Source organism: Spirosoma fluviale (assembly GCF_900230225.1).
Taxonomy (GTDB): Bacteria; Bacteroidota; Bacteroidia; order Cytophagales; family Spirosomataceae; genus Spirosoma; species Spirosoma fluviale.
In genome coordinates, this window is the sequence record NZ_OCNH01000002.1 from 1,007,736 (window position 1) to 1,024,519 (window position 16,784).

The following is a 16,784-nucleotide window of genomic DNA, read 5'->3' on the forward strand; positions in this document are numbered from 1 at the left end:
TTTCAATATGAAGCAATTTTTTATCCTTTTTGCCTGTTTTTTGCCCACACGGGTAATGATGTCCCACTCATAGCCAGTGCCTGAGTTGGGGCGGCAGTCGGGAGACGGCCAGTCAATGATCCTGGTAACAGACGAGGGTTATTTAACCCGCAGACTTAACCGGGCCTCATCGTCTTCGCCTTTACTATAGCCGTTGCCCGGTGTCGAGTCCGAATCGGCCTCACTCACATCCAGCACCTGGGCTTTCAGCGTGCCGCTGCCCGTAGCCTGCCACCTCAGCACCAGCGTCGCCGACTGACCCGCGGCCAACTGGTTGATGTACCCCTTGTAAACTTGCCCACTCACCCCTACCCAGTTCACCTGGCTAGCCGGGGAGGCTGTGCCGTTGGGCAGCACCAGCTCCACAATGATCGAAGCCACCGAGGCACCGCCCCGGTTGCTAACCGTTATGCTGGTGCTGAGAATGTCGGTGGTGGTTAGGGTGAGCTTGTCGACACGCAGGCTCAGACTCAGGTCGGCGGTGTTGGGGTCGGTGGCGGGTTGACTGGTCGAGACGACGGGCAGGGGAAGCTGGTTCGGATTGTCCGAACTGGTAAAGGCTCCCGAGCTGGTGGTGCGCAGATCGACCATGACGGCGTCATCCTGACCATCGCCGGTGCCCGAGTTGGGCTGGCTGTCGGGGTCGGGGGTTAGGCTGGCGGTGATCTGGGCCGCCGTGGCAAAGGTGCCGGGCAGGGTGGGTGTGGCCAGGAAGCTGATGGCGCTTTGGCTGTTGGCGGGGATGGTCCCCAGTGTGGCACTGACTATCCCGTTGGTGACACTCACGCCGGGTGAGGCACTACTCACGAAGGAAAGTCCGTTGGGCAGCAGGCTACTAAGCTGGATGCCCTGGGCGTTATCGGGTCCGGCGTTGGCGGCAGAAAGGGTATAGCTGACCAGATCGCCGACCTTGGGGGAGCGGTTGCTGACGGCCATGTTGAGTGCCACATCGGCGCTGCCGGTACCGACCGAAACGCTGGCCTGCCCCGAGGTGATGCCGGTGCCACAGGCATTGATAACCGATGCCAGTTGGTAGGTGGTGTTACTGGTGGGGGCGACGGTGATGAAGGCCGGATTCTGGTAGGTAGCTGTTATAGACTGGCCGTTGGTCAGGGAAACCGACCAGGGGGCGGGTCCAGTGAAGGTAATGGGCAGTTTGGTGGCCTGTCCGGCGGTGATGAGGGCGTTGCCGGACAGGGTAGCGGTGGTTGCTTCCCCGATTTTTACCTCGACGGGGTCGGATTCGGCCGAGCAGGAGCCATCCTGGACGACAACGGAGTAGATACCGGATTGGGTAGCATAGAAAGTTTCACCTGTTGCTCCTGAAATGACAACACCATTGCGTTTCCATTGTAAACTACCGTTGTTATACTTCGCCGTTAGCTGAAATGAGTTGTTTGCGCATAACTGAGAGTTTGATCGGTTTTTAGAAATAACAGGTTTGGCTTCTTGCATAGTGCTGACATAGATATCCTTCGACATACCTGAACATGCGCCATCGGTAACTTGAACAGAGTAAACTCCGGATTGGCCAGCATAAAAATTGGAACTAGTTGCTCCGCTAATTTTCGCTCCATCTCTTATCCACTGGTATTGATAACTAGTTAATTGATATGGGTCATTGGCATAAAGAAAGGTTCCTGAACAAGATTCTGCTGAAGGGCCGTTGTAATAAACAACAGGTTGAATTGTATTGCTGAACGTAAGCGATACGGGTAGTGAAGTAGCCTGACAGTTTCCTGCTGTTTGAATTCGAACAGTGTATGATCCTGACGACTGAGCCGTGTAATAGTCGCCTGTTGCTCCTGGGATGTCTATGCCATCTTTTTGCCACTGATAACTATTATAATTATTGTTGTCTGAAACATACATGGTCCGTGTTTCACCCAGGCAGGCTGTTTTATTTATGAAAAAGTTCATGATGGTTTGTGGGGCTGGTGCGCCTTGATCAATCACTATTGTGTTACTACGTGTTACACAACTTCCTTGTTTTAATTCAAATGTGTAGGTGCCTGGTTGAAAAGCGTAGTAACCAAGATTGGTAAATCCTGTTTGTAAAACATTATCGCGATACCATTGAATACTATAGGTACCATTAGCTAGTTGATCGAATGAAATCTGCTCCGCAGTCATATATCTATAAAATGGGGGAGTAGGACACAGTAGAGAGTCAATACTGTTGAGAAGTGCCCGAGCAAAAAGTGAGCGGCCAAATGAGAGTTGCTGAGTTGAAGACGTTATGGAGCAGTCGCCATCCGTGATTTGGATGCTATAAGCACCCGACTGAGTAGTTGAAAGGGTACTGGATGTGGCTCCAATTATATTGATACCATCACGTGTCCATTGATAAGTGGCCGTTTCACCCAAATAGCTCGAATTTAACGTTTGCGGTCGATCATCGCATTGAGGTGTGTTACCCACGAGCGAGATTACATGGGCGGATGTGACATTTGAAACCGAAAGCCGATATGCATAGCTACGAACTGTGCAACCCGCCTGTTGAATAATTGCCTGGTAATCACCCGCCTGTTGCGTTGATATAGTCAGTGAGGTTTCACCTACTATAGGGGTGCCATCCAATAGCCACTGATAACTTTCGGCAGCAACTAAACTGAATCCTAAATTCAGGGGCTCAATAGTTAATAAGATTCGACTGTCAGGACAAATTGACCCGTTACTATTTCCTACTCTATCTGTAATAAAAGCATAGCCGAGATTTCCAATAATTATTGGTGCACTCAAATTACTTTCAATTTCGATACTAGGAGCCGTCACCTTAAGGCGATAATTTTTGCTATAGGGTAGGGCATCATAATACCCACTTGGTAAGGTCACCGAAATAGGGCTTGTCGTGCCACTGCCAATTTTTAGTTTGTTAGCAAAGCTGCCTGTGCTATCGGATAGCCAAACCTCAAACGTATTGCCTGTATTAAATGCGGGGCCTGCCGTACTGAACGAAATGGTAAACGTATTACCCGCGCATAGTGTAGCGTTCGAGACACCAGTCAGGGTTATAGTTGGCGTAGGTGCCCAGGCGTCTGTTGTCCAGACGCCACGTCCATGAGTGGCCACGGCAACGCGCCCATCGGCAGGGCGGTAGGTTAGTTTTTTGCAGGGAACAGCCGGTAGGTTCGTTGTTACTTTCTGCCAGAGAGGATTGTTGGCTGTAATATCGTTCGTCAGATAAACGCCCATATCCGTAGCTAGCATGACCTGACTGGGGTTTGATGGGTTGAAAATGCCCCAATTGACGGTTGTATTAGGGAGCCCATGACCTGGTTCATCCTTACTAATCCAGGTCTGTCCGCCATCTGGAGAATACCCAACGGATATAACACTCAGGCTGCTACTATAGGTGACTAACATTTTCTGATCGTTAGCTGCCAGATCAATACTGGTGACAATACCGGGGGTGTATGAAACAGGATTTGGTAGTTTACTGGATTGATTACCAGATAGCTGGGCTATATTCTGTACTTTCAATATTCCTCCAACTATAGAGCCTAGAAATAGGTCTTGCTTATTTTGGCTGAGCTTGGCGCTCGTTGGGGTTAAAAGGCCTGGTAGCAAATCGACTTGAACGTTATTGGTTACTTGTTGGCCACTCCCAACATTCGATACTACCCGAATATGATATGTGCTGTTTTGTAAGTGGAGAGTGAAAAAACGGTTGTTATCACTATCATAATCGGCGACAAAGAATGTGTTGTTTGTATCGAACCGAACGGGTCTACCACCAAGCGAAGTGGCATTATCAGTTGCATCATATAAAGAATAGCCAGCAAACCCGATGTTTGCAATCTTAAGGTTCGGCTGGTCTTGGTCAATTTGACAATAATACCCATATTGATCTGGTTCGGCTTGCTCAAGAAAATTACCGGAACCTGTAACCGATGTCTTGTACACACCGGCACTGCGAACGTCGCTAAGCATCTGCTCACTATTTTTGATGTTCTCCAGCGAGACCGTTAATACCTCGTCTACCCGTAATCCTTTATTTCGTTCGATTAATGTGGGTGAGATTTGCGTACTGATCAGCCAATCCGGCGAAAAGGTAACGCCCCTGTCATGACTAAAAACGGCCTGATTTGTTCCCGGTCTAAAGACAATTCCCTGCTGGTAGTATATAAGCGGAGAGCTGACAAAGGGAAACTGCCAACTCAGTCCACCGTCGATTGAACGCCCCCATTCATGGCCCCCTAAAAAAACGATATCTTTATTACCTGGATCGACAATCAACGATAAACTGTACCAGCCTCTATACTTAACAAATGAATTGTTAGTTGTATAGGCAGGTATTGGTAAGTCAGTCCATGTGGTCCCCCCATTTGTACTTTTCTTAAAGAGATAGACATCATACTCAGAAGCCACCGCATATACGGTTTGTGTAGTGCCCTGTGTAGAATAGGCCAAGGCTAGCTCGGTTCTGTTAGAATGACCGTCCTGACCTTGAATAAATGGTAAAAGGGTAGTCCATGAGGTTCCGGACTGGTTCGTAGACTTAAAGATCAGTCCACCCGTAAAGGCTGCATAGATAGTGCCATCATTAGCTATTTCGATATCAGAGGCATGATTCGCCTGAGAGTTATAGTCAGCCGGTTGCGTAGTGCCAATAGCTTGGCCAGGGTCTAAGACGAACGTCCAGTTACTACCTCCATCAACCGATTTGACAATCCCATATTGGGTAGCGCAAAAAATAGTGCCGGTTTGACTGACCGCTATTTTCTGTACGTACAGAAATGTGTTGCTGATGGTTTGGTCGACACCTGATGGAATGGTGCTTGACAATCGTACCCAGCTCGTACCTCCGTTCGTTGTTTTCCATATTCCTCCCCCAGGCTTCGTCATGGCAAAGTCCGTAATTTCACCAGTTCCGGCATACATCACCTGTGGGTTCGATGGGTCGGCTGCAATGGATGTTACCACCATGTTTTCCCAGGTATCGCTGACGGGCGTCCAACCCGCGTTCGCATCGGTGATGTCGTTGGTGTACCAAAGCCCCCCGGCCAAACTACCCGCCCATACTTTCTTACGCGTCGGGTCGTTGGGGTCGAACAGTAGCGCACGGGTACGGCCCCCCACGTTGCTGGGGCCTCGTTCCTGCCAGGTTACGTTGGGAATGCCGCTTTGCGCAACCGGTGCACCGTTGCTGGTTACTGACTGTTTATTGAGTTGCCGCCGGGCTTCGTCGAGTCGTTCGTAAGGAACAGTGCCCGTAGCCGGGTCCATCAGTCGTCGCTGTTCCTCTTCAGCCATTCGCCGGAGGGTGTCCTGTTGTGGAGCGGGGCCAGGCTGATTTTGAGCATAACTAAATAAGGGGGAGCTGAGCAGAGCCCAATTCACCAGAAATCGGCAAAGGGTACGAATAGGCATGGAAGACAGGTTACGAATGTCGTCTGCATTTGTATACAGAACACCCGTATTATGAAGCAATATTTGTGCCTTTTTACCTGTTTTCGTTTACCTATATTTTGTTCACTTGAGAAACGCTATCCCGCTCGTAGTCGGTGCCTGAGTTGGGGCGGCAGTCGGGCGACGGCCAGTCAATGATCCTGGTAACAGATGAGGGTTATTTAACCCGCAGACTTAACCGGGCCTCATCGTCTTCACCTTTGTTATAGCCGTTGGCCGGTGTCGAATCGGGATCAGCGGGTGAGGCACCCGCTACCTGCGCTTGCAGCGTACCGGCCTGACCTACCTTTACCGACAGCACCAGTGTCCCCGTACTGCCAACGGCAATGGACCCGATGGAACCCGTTACGGTTTGCCCATTGACCGTCAGCCCCGTTGTTGTGGTCAATTGCCAGCCCGTAGGCAAAAGGGCCTGTACCGATACGTTCGTGGCACCTGCCCCGCCCGAGTTACGGACGGCCAGGGGTATATCGATGGTCTGATTGGCAGAAACTACCAGCGTATTCGTAGCAATAGCCAGGCTCAAATCGGCCTTGGTGGCATCTGTTGGCGGCTGGCTGGATTGAACCGGGGGTAGTGGCACCTGACCGGGATTGGGGGATACACTAATGAACGTGCCGGAGTTGGGCGTGCGGAAGTCGACCGTAGCCTCGTCATCCTGCCCACTTCCCGTACCCGAATTAGGCTGGCTGTCGGGGTCGAATTGATTACTGGCGGTAATTTGGGCAGACGTAAAAAAGGTACCGGTTTTACTGGCCTTAATCCGGAAGACAAACGATTTGCTGGCTCCATTGAGCAGGTCACCGGCATTGATGGATACGGTTTTCGCGGCCGCGCTGATGGCTCCCGAGGCCGCATCCACAAAATCCATCCCATCGGGGAGTATGCTGCTTGCCTGCACATTGGTCGCATCCATCGGGCCTGCGTTGGCAAGTACCACCGTCAGCGTAACGGGCTGGCTGGTTTCCAGTGTCCGGTTACTGATAACCATGTTCATGGATAGATCGGCCCCGGCGCAAATGGAAAAGGATTGACTGGGGGCACTGGCCACTGCCGGATTACTGGCAACGACCCGAATACGGTAATTGGCTCCTGCCGGAATTGTTGGCGATAAACTAACCGAAATGGGGCTGGTTGTACCGCTGCCGATGGTAGTTTCATTGGCAAACGAGCCATTGGCAGCGGATAGTTTGACACTGAATACGTTGTCCGTTTTAACGGCACTTTCGGCTACGTCGACGGCCACGGCAAAGGAGTTAACCTGGCAGGGGGCTACCGAGTTAGTGATGGTAAGCACCGGCGGCACAGCACCGATGGGTTCCATGGGATAGTATAGAATGTTTCGGCCGTCGAGTAAGGTCGTTTCAAACCACAAGCCCGGCCCGGTACTGCCCTGCCGCCGGACTGAAAAACGATACCGACCCGGAATAACACCGCCAACACCACCCGAAATAGGCATGTAGAGCCGTATGTAATTGAAGTCGGCAAAGGGGTCATAGTCAGGTGCTTGCGAGCTGGGCGGTGCCAGGTGCCAGTTGGAATCGTTGAAGCCGCTGCCATCCAGACTTTCCAGCCGGACTTCTACCGGCGAACTAGCCTGAATCAGCCCAAAAAAGGCATGAGCACCTGATTCAAAACGGTACCCGAAACGCCTGATGGTTGTATCGGCCGTGCCTCCGCTGACCGGCAGTCGCAGCATCGGTGGCTGAGGCTGGGGGGTGGCATCCTGCTGCACCGCAAACGGTTCGCCCGGAGTGCCCAGAATAGCAGGGTGAGTAGAACGGGTACGCAGGCGATACGACCCGTTGGCCAGTGTGAAGGGTAACACAACGGGAATCGGATTATCCGTACTTGGGCTGGATTCGTACATCAGCGCCCCATCGCTGGCGCGAATAATCTGAGCCACATACTTATTGTCCGATTCATGCGCATCACTGCGGACCGAAGCTACTCCCACCGTCTCACCCGGTCGGCGGGTAAGGGGTATGGTGTAACCGCTTGTAATCAGCGATGCGGAATCGCTTGGCATAACGGGAAGTGCCGTTTGAAAAAAGGAGGCCGTCAGGCTTTCATCCCAGGCACTGGCAAAACGAAAGAGTCCATTACCGCTAAAGTGTAAGTCATCATTCCGGTTGTCGGAACCGGTGATGCCATCGGTAGCGGGTCCCGCAAAGACGTTAAACACGCTGCTGATGAGCTGGTTCTGTGCCGCGATAACAGATGGATTGGTTTGTCCGAAAAAATAGCTTACCCGTGAAACAGCCCAGGCCAGGGGTCTCCCGCCAAGCTGCTGCCGACTTTTTTCAATAACATAATTGATGTTGTTGTAATACGTTTGCATTGAGGTGTGCAGGTCACTTTCTCCCTGATGCCAGAGAACAGCACGGGCTCCTGTTCGGGTAACGTAATGGAGCAAAACGGCCCCCATTCGTCGATAAACGGCAGAATTACGACTGTTACCCATATTGCCGCCCGCTGATTGCCGCCAGTCGTTGCTGCTGGTACCACCCAGGGCAGCACCTAAAAACAGAATAGGGACGTTTAGTCGCTGGGCGAGCTTATCGCCCAGGATGCCGTAAATATGGGGTGGCTGGCTAGGCCCAATGTTAGTACCGTAACTAACGTGGCTAAATTGCAAGGGGAGCAACTGTTCGCTAAGGCTGTCCTGCCGGAAGTCGACACACATAACCCGGTCATCAGCAGCATTGGGCACCCGTTCAAACCCACCATCGGCATTTGATTGCCCGGCAATAATAAATACTTCGCCTACGCCTACGCGATTGATCTGTGTTTGGTTGAGAATGGTTGTTCCTGATCTGGACCGCACATCCAGTCGATACCAGCCTGCCGATACGGTTACCTGCCCATAAAAGGCCGTCGACTGGGGGAGAAATTTAAGGGGTGTCCAGTTCGTAACGTTTCCCTGCCCAACGGCCATTGGAACGAAACGGGCTTCGATAGTTACTGCTGACGAAGAGGAAATTCCGGTTATAGCTACATTGGCTTCATTGGCTAAATTGCGCTGGAAGACCATTCTTGGTACAGGGCTGGTAATGGTAAGTTGAGAGAAGGCCAGACCAGAGAAAAATTGTAAGACAATAACCCCAATCCATCGGAAAGGAAATGGCATAAATGGAAGTTTAACTGTTATAGAGATCGTGTAAATTGTAGCAAAAAGTCTGCCTAATATCGCTTCTGTGAAAATCCTGCTGTTGCACAGGTTAGCTTTAGTCTTTATAAATTATAATTTGGTTTATAAAAAATGATTAAACTTTCATAAATATATTAAACGATAACCTGACAGTTATTAATTATTCATTAAAGAATACATGATTGCTTTAATATGGGTACAGAATTGAAGATAGTATCAGCGAGCATTTTGCTCGTGCTTTGGGTAGGATACATAGAACCCGATCGTGTTCAATCGCATTGGTCGACCTGTGGTTCCGGGCTGGAACCAACAGTAGTCGATAGCCGCCCGAATATTGTTTTGATCGTTGCCGACGATCATGGTCGGGAGGTTGTGGGCTGCTATGGAGCGCCCGGCATTAAAACATCGCACATCGATCAGTTAGCCGCCGATGGGGTTCGCTTTTCACATGCATTTTGTACAACGGCTAGTTGCAGTCCCAGCCGGTCGGTGTTGCTGACTGGCCTTCAAAACCATACGAACGGTATGTACGGGCTTGAGCATCAGGAACATCATTTCGCATCCTTTGACACTGTTCGATCGTTGCCGGTGCTCCTCGAAAAAGCCGGATACCGTACTGCCCGCATTGGAAAACTACACGTAGCGCCGGAGAAGGTCTACCATTTTCAGCAGGTACTGAAGGGGGGCAGTGTCAATGACCCGGCCTCTGTTGGCCGCAGCCCGGTCGAAATGGCGCGCTTCTGCTACCCGTTTCTGGAGGTTAAGGCTCAGCCCTTTTTTCTGTATTTTGCTACCGACGATCCGCACCGCAGCAATACGGTAGCTCCCGATGGATCGCCGGTTTTTGATGGCACCAAACCAAATGCATTCGGGAATCGGCCGGGCGGGTATCCGCAGGTGGGCGATCATTTCTACCAGCCTCGCGACGTGCGCGTACCCGCTTACTTACCCGATACGAAAGCGTGCCGGGCCGAACTGGCACAGTACTATGAATCCATTAGTCGGCTGGATGCGGGTGTAGGTCGCCTGATGGACTACCTGAAAGACACCGGGCAGTATGATAATACCCTGATCGTGTATCTGTCAGACAACGGTGCGCCTTTTCCGGGAGCTAAAACAACCTTGTACGAACCGGGGATGCGGTTGCCGTGCATCGTTAAATTACCCAAACCCAAAAAACGGGGATTTGTCCAGGATGCCATGATTTCCTGGGCCGACGTAACGCCTACACTTTTGGACTTTGCCGGTGTATGGACCGGCAGTTCACCAAAGCACGGGCGTTCTTTTAAGGACATTATTGAGCAGGAAAATGTAACGGGTTGGGATGAAGTGTATGCCTCGCACTCGCTGCACGAGGTAACTATGTACTACCCGATGCGGGTGGTTCGGGAACGGCGGTACAAGCTGATTTATAACATTGCCCATCAGTTACCCTTTCCTATGGCGCTGGATTTATACCACTCGTTTACGTGGCAGGATATTCTGCGGACGAAGCAGAACCTATATGGTAAACGAACGGTAAAGGCCTATCTGCATCGCCCGCCGTTCGAATTATACGATCTGCAAACCGACCCCGACGAAGTAAAAAATCTGGCAACCAATCCGCGTTATCGGGACGTAGTAACCCGGATGCAAACCAAAATCAGGCAGTTTCAGCAACAAACGCATGACCCGTGGATGAATAAATAAAAGGGGTTTAACCACAGAGCGGTGCGCCGTTGCGACACAAAGGCCACAGAGGACTATTTCTCTGTGGCCTTTGTGTCGCAACGGCGCACCGCTCTGTGGTTAAAAGAAACTATTTCGCTATCGTCGCAATTTTCAGCTCGTTCAACTGCGCCTGTGAAATGGCGGAGGGCGAATCGATCATGACATCACGGCCCGAATTGTTTTTCGGGAAAGCGATAAAATCGCGGATAGAGTCGGCCCCGCCAAAGAGCGAACACAGCCGGTCGAAACCGAAGGCAATGCCGCCGTGCGGAGGAGCACCAAATTCGAAGGCGTCCATCAGGAAGCCGAACTGAGCTTTGGCCTCTTCGTCCGAGAAACCCAGAATGCTGAACATGCGGGCCTGTAAATCGCGGTTGAAAATCCGGATCGAACCACCACCCACTTCCGTACCATTGATGACCAGGTCATAAGCATTTGCCCGAACGGCACCCAGATCGGTATCCAGCAGTGGAATGTCTTCCGGCTTGGGCGATGTGAACGGGTGGTGCATGGCAAACCAGCGATTTTCCTCTTCGCCAAACTCCAGTAGTGGGAAGTCGAGTACCCATAACGTACTGAACACGTTCGGGTCGCGCAGGCCCAGGCGGCTGCCCATTTCCAGGCGCAGTTCGCTCAGTTGTTTGCGGGCTTTCGCACAATCGCCCGAAAGGATCAGCATCAGATCGCCGGGCTTCGCGCCGAAGTGAGCGGCCCAGGCTTTCAGTTCAGTCTCGGAATAGAACTTGTCGACGGACGATTTAAGAGTACCATCTTCATTATACCGAACATAGATCAGACCTTTGGCACCAATCTGCGGGCGTTTGATCCAGTCGGTGAGTTCGTCGAGTTGTTTGCGGGTGTAATACGCACAACCGGTGGCGTTGATGCCTACAACCAGTTCGGCCGAGTCAAATACGCCGAAGCCTTTGCCCGAGGTCATATCGACGGTGTCGAAAGTACCTTTCAGCTCCACGAACTCCATGCCAAAGCGCGTATCGGGCTTGTCGGAACCGTAAAACTTCATCGCGTCGGCGTAGGTCATACGAGGCACCGTGGCCATGTCTATACCCTTAACGGCTTTGAACAGGTGGCGAACCAGCCCTTCAAACATATTCAGAATATCTTCCTGCTCCACAAACGACATCTCGCAGTCGATTTGTGTGAACTCCGGCTGGCGGTCGGCGCGAAGGTCCTCGTCCCGGAAACATTTGACGATCTGGTAATAGCGGTCAAAACCCGATACCATCAGTAACTGCTTAAAGGTCTGTGGCGACTGCGGGAGGGCATAAAATTCGCCGGGGTTCATGCGGCTGGGTACCACAAAATCCCTTGCACCTTCGGGCGTCGATTTGATCAGAACGGGCGTCTCGACTTCAATGAAGTCCTGCCCATCCATGTATACCCGCGTTTGCTGGGCCATGCGGTGACGCAGTTCAAGACTCTTACGAACGGGATTCCGGCGTAGATCAAGATACCGGTATTTCATGCGAAGGTCATCGCCCCCGTCGGTCTCGTCTTCGATCAGGAAAGGCGGCAGTTTGGCAGGGTTCAATACTTCCAGCGAGGTTACCTTCAGCTCAACATCGCCGGTTGGAATATTCGGGTTCTTCGATTTTCGTTCGATAACCGTACCCGTTGCTTTCACCACAAATTCGCGGCCGAGTGAGCGGGCCGTGGTAAACAATTCAGGGGCTGTTTGTCCGTCTTCGAGCAAAAGTTGGGTAATTCCGTAACGGTCACGGAGGTCAATCCATAGAACACCGCCTTTGTCGCGGATGGTTTGAACCCAACCGCAAAGGGTTGCTGTGGTGTTGTGGTCGGTAAGGCGGAGTTCTCCGCAGGTGTGCGTCCGAAGCATGGTTTCGTAGGTAAAGGCCTGTTACACAGAGATGCACCAAGAATAAAAGAGATACACTAAGAACTCTGCGTATCTCTTTTATTCTTGGTGCATCTCTGTGTAACAGTTTTTTTATAAACCGCAAAGGTACCAACTCACTTCCGGTAATCCAATGCTGGTTTTCGATCGCCGAGCAGGGCTTCGTATTTGAAGTTGGCTCCGCGTTTCTGAATCCACTCGGCGCGGGCCTTCTCAATGAGAGCGGGCGATTTATACAAATCCAGCGCCGTTAGGGCCAGCGTTTTGGCAGCTACGATCATGCCTTTCTGGCCAATGCTCATGCCACTAGCCGCCGTCGACTGCCAGCTGTGGGCCGATGAGCCCGGCACCCAGGTGGCCGTCGAGAGGCCAACGGTTGGCACCGTCCAGCTTACATCACCCACGTCGGTAGAGCCGCCACTGGTGGCACTTTCGGATGCATCCCGAAAATCTTTCACCAGGGCCGCATTGGTAATGGGTACTTTCTGCTCGCCAAAGGTTTCGCTGATTTTTTCGGCGAAGGCGGTTTCTTCGGGTGTGTACGTGACACCGCCCACGGTTTTCAGGTTCTGGTGCATCACTTCGGCCAGCGTTACGTTGGGCAGCAGGTTAAAGACACCGCCCAGCACTTCCCACTCCACTTTGGTACCGGTGCCTTTGGCAGCCCCTTCGGCCGCATTCTCGATCCGTTTCCAGACACTTTGCAGAATGTCGCGGTCTTTATGCCGGGCGTAATAATACACTTCGGCAAAGGCGGGCACCACGTTCGGGGCGTCGCCCCCTTTGGTAATCACGTAGTGAATGCGGGTATCCTGCGGAATGTGTTCGCGCATCATGTTGACCATGTAGTTCATGGATTCGACGCCATCCAGCGCCGACCGGCCCCGTTCGGGCGAAGCAGCTGCGTGGGCGGCTATTCCCCGGAAACGGAATTTAGCGTTCTTATTCGCCAGCGATGTTCCGGCATCGGCGGCATTCTGCGAACCGGGGTGCCAGTGCAATACCACATCGACATCGTTGAACAGGCCTTCGCGCACCATGTACACCTTACCCGCACCCCCTTCTTCGGCGGGGCAACCATAAATCTTGATCGTTCCCGAATGACCGGATGACTTGAGCCAGTCTTTTATTTCGACCGCAGCGGCCATCGACGCTGTGCCGAACAGATTATGACCACAACCATGCCCGCCCCGCTGTCCCTGAATGGGGGTAAAGTCGGGTTTGGCTTCGGTGGCGAGGCCGGGCAGGGCATCATACTCACCCAGAATCCCGATAACAGGCTTGCCGGAGCCGTAAGTGGCCACAAACGCCGTTGGAATGCCGGCCACGCCCGTTTTTACGTCGAAGCCTTCTTTTACGAGTTGTTCTTCCAGTAGTTTTGAGCTTTTTTCTTCCATGTAGCCCAGCTCGGCAAAGTCCCAGATTTTTTTGGAGATGCCAGCGTATTCGGGCGAGCGCTTGTCCAGATCGGCAAGGATGGCCTGCTTGTCTTTGTCGGGTCCGGCGGCTGCGGAAGTTTTTTTGTTTCGGCCGGATTGGGCAAAAACCAGCACAGGCAGTAGCAGTGCTGCTGTAAGGAGTTGTGTTTTCATACGGGTGTATTCACTAATAGGGAGTGACAACCGATAAAAATAGGGGAAAAACACAAGTCCGGCAATCCTGCCGGGACAATGTTATACGTACCCGCTCATTAGTGCTGAATTAAGACTTCAGCAGATTGCATTTGCGAACGGCAGTGGGTAACGTACGAATGCGAAGCCGGATTCTGGGAGAGAGGTAGTAAGCAAAAAAAACGGCTATATAACAGAGTAGAATGCCTGTTTTATAACCGGAGTTCAGGAAGGTTGCCTCGTGGCAGAAGAAAAATGGAATGGCGAATGTAGACGTAACCAAATTAAACCTGATAAGCAACCACTACCAACGGGATTAACCCATTGATATGCCGAGCTTACTCAACTCATGTTGCTGGCGTATCCAGATTGTTTCCCGTTTGAGCTGGAATAATTTCGTTACTTCTGAGATCTCCTGCTCTACGCCTATCGATTTGTCAGAATTCACGAACTGGCTATACATGTGCCTGGTTTTTATTGCCTGGATTGCCTGACTTTCTGAACCATAGTGCTGCTTCCATTCCTGAACATGGCGCTGAAGCACAGTCAACCAGTCAGGGTTTTTATTGGGAGAATTTGCCTGCACAGCGGCAGTACTTGCCTCAACTACTTGCTGACGGTACTCATTAAATAACTGGTTAAAGCTTTCTCTGGTCATATACTCAGTACAGTAGATATGGATAGTAGATGAGTTTGTGTTGAAGTACAAATAAACAGGTATTTGGGCTCAATTTGTATTATTTGTATAGTAGTTTTCTATTTTGGCGCTTAGGTATCTACTAAGTGGTAAGTTAATAATACTGTTACTTATTTTCGGTAACAAATTTTTGTGATGTAAAGCGGCTTGGCAGGAAGACACCACACCCTGGTTATCCTGCCAGAGCCGTTAAGGTCTATGAGATGGGTTGTTTAGTTTTGTCCACCAGCATCTGTATCGTTGTTTTCTCATATACGGCCAAATTTGCATCACGAACCCGGAGCATGATTGGGCGAATCGAACAGGTCTCTTCATCGGTGCAATCGTCGCAACGCACGTAGAAGTTCAGAGAAACGCAGGGGGTAGGAGCAATAGGCCCATCGATGATCCGGATTACCTGAGCCAGGTTGATACGTTCCGGGTCTACCCGCAGCAAATAACCACCTCCCTTGCCTTTCTGGCTTTGCAGAATGCCATGATTACGCATTTCTAAAAGAATACCCTCCAGAAATTTGTGCGGAATGTTCTCTCGTTTGGCAATATCCGTAATCAGAATAGGGCCGGCCCCGTAAGATTCGGTCAATGCTTTGAGCGCCTTAATCGCGTACTTTGCTTTTTTTGAGATCATAGAAACGTTTATTTTTTCGGGGAAATACCCGATAGTGCAGGCCAACTAGTCCGTTTGTCCTATAAAGTTTGTGTAGTAAATTGGAAAATAAAAATTATGACCGTTATTTTACTCATCGGGTTGTCGTAAAAGTCGATTTTTGCTGAATTCAGCGTTGGTGGCTACCCCCATCGGCCCATCGACGAACGATATCGATGAGGCCTGTTAATTTTACTTTATGCGTATAAAATCCCTTGACCTTTTACGGCAGGAAGCCGCTCAAAGCGGAGAGTCAACCCTCAAACGTTCCCTTGGTGCATACAATCTGGTTGCCATTGGCATCGGTGTCATTATTGGCGCCGGTTTGTTTTCACTGACCGGGCTGGCGGCTGCCAATCATGCCGGACCGGCCGTAACTCTTTCGTTTGTGGTAGCTGCCATCGGGTGTGCGTTCAGCGCGTTATGCTATGCCGAGTTTGCGGCTATGGTGCCGGTGGCGGGCAGCGCTTACACCTACGCCTACGCTACCCTTGGCGAACTGTTTGCCTGGATCATTGGCTGGGATCTGGTGCTGGAGTATTCGGTAGGGGCGGCAACGGTGGCCATCAGCTGGTCGCAGTATTTAACCCGGTTTCTGAGCTACTTTGGGTTGCACCTGCCGCCCCGATTCATGGCGTCGCCGTTCGAAACGGTACTGGGAGCCGATGGAACTGCCGTTTCGGGCTTCGTCAACCTGCCTGCTGTCCTGATTGTGGTTCTGATCACCGGGATTATTATCCGGGGAACGTCGGGTTCCACACTGTTCAATTCCATTGTGGTAACCCTGAAAGTACTGGTGGTGCTGGTGTTTATTGCCCTTGGCTGGCAGTACATCGATCCCGCTAATTATCAGCCGTATATCCCTGAAAATACCGGCACCTTTGGCGAGTTTGGCTGGAGTGGGGTGCTGCGTGGGGCCGGGGTTGTGTTTTTCGTATTCATCGGCTTTGATATCGTGGCGACGATGGCCCAGGAGTCCCGTAATCCCCAGCGCGACATGCCCATTGGCATCATTGGGTCGCTGGTGGTTTGTACGGTGCTGTTTGTACTCTTTGGGTATGTCATGACGGGTATGGCCAATTACACCGAGTTTAAGAACAGTGCGGCCCCGGTAGCCATCGCCATTGCCAAAACGCCCTATCGCTGGCTGGGTCAGTTGATTATCGGGGCTATCCTGATCGGGTATACCTCCGTCATTCTGGTCGACTTACTAGGTCAGTCGCGGGTGTTTTTCTCGATGAGCCGCGATGGTCTGCTGCCCAAAGCGTTCTCCGAGATTCACCCCCGTTTCCGAACACCCTGGAAAGCAAACCTGCTGCTGTGCGTGTTCATTGGCCTATTTGCGGGCTTTGTACCGATCCGGGTGGTGGGCGAAATGACGAGCATCGGAACGTTGCTGGCTTTCGTGATGGTGTGTCTGGGTATACTGATTCTCCGCAAAAAACAGCCGGATGCTCCCCGATCCTTCCGGACGCCCTGGGTGCCGGTAGTCCCTATCCTGGGCATTCTTACCTGTATGGTCATGATGGTTTCCTTACCCGGAGATACGTGGCTTCGGCTGGTGGTGTGGCTGGCTATTGGCCTGGTGATTTATTATTCGTATGGCCGAAAGCGGAGTAAATTGCGGGCAAGCTGATACGCCT

Annotated in this window: 8 protein-coding genes; 2 read left to right on the forward strand and 6 right to left on the reverse strand. The window is 51.5% G+C overall.

The window, feature by feature from the left end:
• Nucleotides 1–138: 138 nt before the first annotated feature.
• Together CRO74_RS14775 and CRO74_RS14780 are read right to left on the reverse strand one after the other, a co-directional pair.
• Nucleotides 139–5,412 carry a DUF11 domain-containing protein gene (locus tag CRO74_RS14775; protein ID WP_097127115.1) on the reverse strand — a complete coding sequence of 1,758 codons (5,274 nt, stop codon included), beginning with the start codon at nt 5,410–5,412 and terminating at the stop codon, nt 139–141.
• Between the two features lie 196 nt (nt 5,413–5,608).
• Entirely contained in the window at nt 5,609–8,581 is a 2,973-nt protein-coding gene (locus CRO74_RS14780) for a sialate O-acetylesterase (RefSeq protein WP_097126801.1), read from the reverse strand.
• 225 nt (nt 8,582–8,806) lie between these two features.
• Between CRO74_RS14780 and CRO74_RS14785 the strand changes: the two genes are divergently transcribed.
• A complete protein-coding gene (locus tag CRO74_RS14785; protein WP_245877848.1) occupies nt 8,807–10,291 on the forward strand; it encodes a sulfatase family protein in 1,485 nt (494 codons plus the stop codon).
• A 109-nt stretch (nt 10,292–10,400) separates the two neighbouring features.
• Here CRO74_RS14785 and aspS read toward each other — a convergent pair whose 3' ends face one another.
• The 4 genes from aspS to CRO74_RS14805 all read right to left on the reverse strand — a co-directional run bounded on the left by aspS (nt 10,401) and on the right by CRO74_RS14805 (nt 15,123).
• A complete protein-coding gene (gene aspS / locus CRO74_RS14790) occupies nt 10,401–12,170 on the reverse strand; it encodes an aspartate--tRNA ligase (protein ID WP_097126803.1) in 1,770 nt (589 codons plus the stop codon).
• Between the two features lie 134 nt (nt 12,171–12,304).
• Nucleotides 12,305–13,780, reverse strand: coding sequence for an amidohydrolase (locus CRO74_RS14795; protein WP_097126804.1), 1,476 nt, complete (start codon nt 13,778–13,780; stop codon nt 12,305–12,307).
• A gap of 334 nt (nt 13,781–14,114) precedes the next feature.
• Nucleotides 14,115–14,456, reverse strand: a complete 342-nt coding sequence (locus tag CRO74_RS14800; RefSeq protein ID WP_097126805.1) for a hypothetical protein — start codon at nt 14,454–14,456, stop codon at nt 14,115–14,117.
• A gap of 235 nt (nt 14,457–14,691) precedes the next feature.
• A complete protein-coding gene (locus CRO74_RS14805) occupies nt 14,692–15,123 on the reverse strand; it encodes an RrF2 family transcriptional regulator (protein WP_097126806.1) in 432 nt (143 codons plus the stop codon).
• A 217-nt stretch (nt 15,124–15,340) separates the two neighbouring features.
• Between CRO74_RS14805 and CRO74_RS14810 the strand changes: the two genes are divergently transcribed.
• Nucleotides 15,341–16,777, forward strand: a complete 1,437-nt coding sequence (locus tag CRO74_RS14810; protein ID WP_097126807.1) for an amino acid permease — start codon at nt 15,341–15,343, stop codon at nt 16,775–16,777.
• The last annotated feature ends 7 nt before the right edge of the window (nt 16,778–16,784 follow it).

Bases quoted from the DNA above. Each gene is read 5' to 3' on its own strand.
- CRO74_RS14800 (WP_097126805.1), bottom strand. From the start codon at position 14,456: ATGACCAGAGAAAGCTTTAACCAGTTATTTAATGAGTACCGTCAGCAA.
- CRO74_RS14810 (WP_097126807.1), top strand. From the start codon at position 15,341: ATGCGTATAAAATCCCTTGACCTTTTACGGCAGGAAGCCGCTCAAAGC.
- aspS (WP_097126803.1), bottom strand. From the start codon at position 12,170: ATGCTTCGGACGCACACCTGCGGAGAACTCCGCCTTACCGACCACAAC.
- CRO74_RS14795 (WP_097126804.1), bottom strand. From the start codon at position 13,780: ATGAAAACACAACTCCTTACAGCAGCACTGCTACTGCCTGTGCTGGTT.
- CRO74_RS14805 (WP_097126806.1), bottom strand. From the start codon at position 15,123: ATGATCTCAAAAAAAGCAAAGTACGCGATTAAGGCGCTCAAAGCATTG.
- CRO74_RS14775 (WP_097127115.1), bottom strand. From the start codon at position 5,412: ATGCCTATTCGTACCCTTTGCCGATTTCTGGTGAATTGGGCTCTGCTC.
- CRO74_RS14780 (WP_097126801.1), bottom strand. From the start codon at position 8,581: ATGCCATTTCCTTTCCGATGGATTGGGGTTATTGTCTTACAATTTTTC.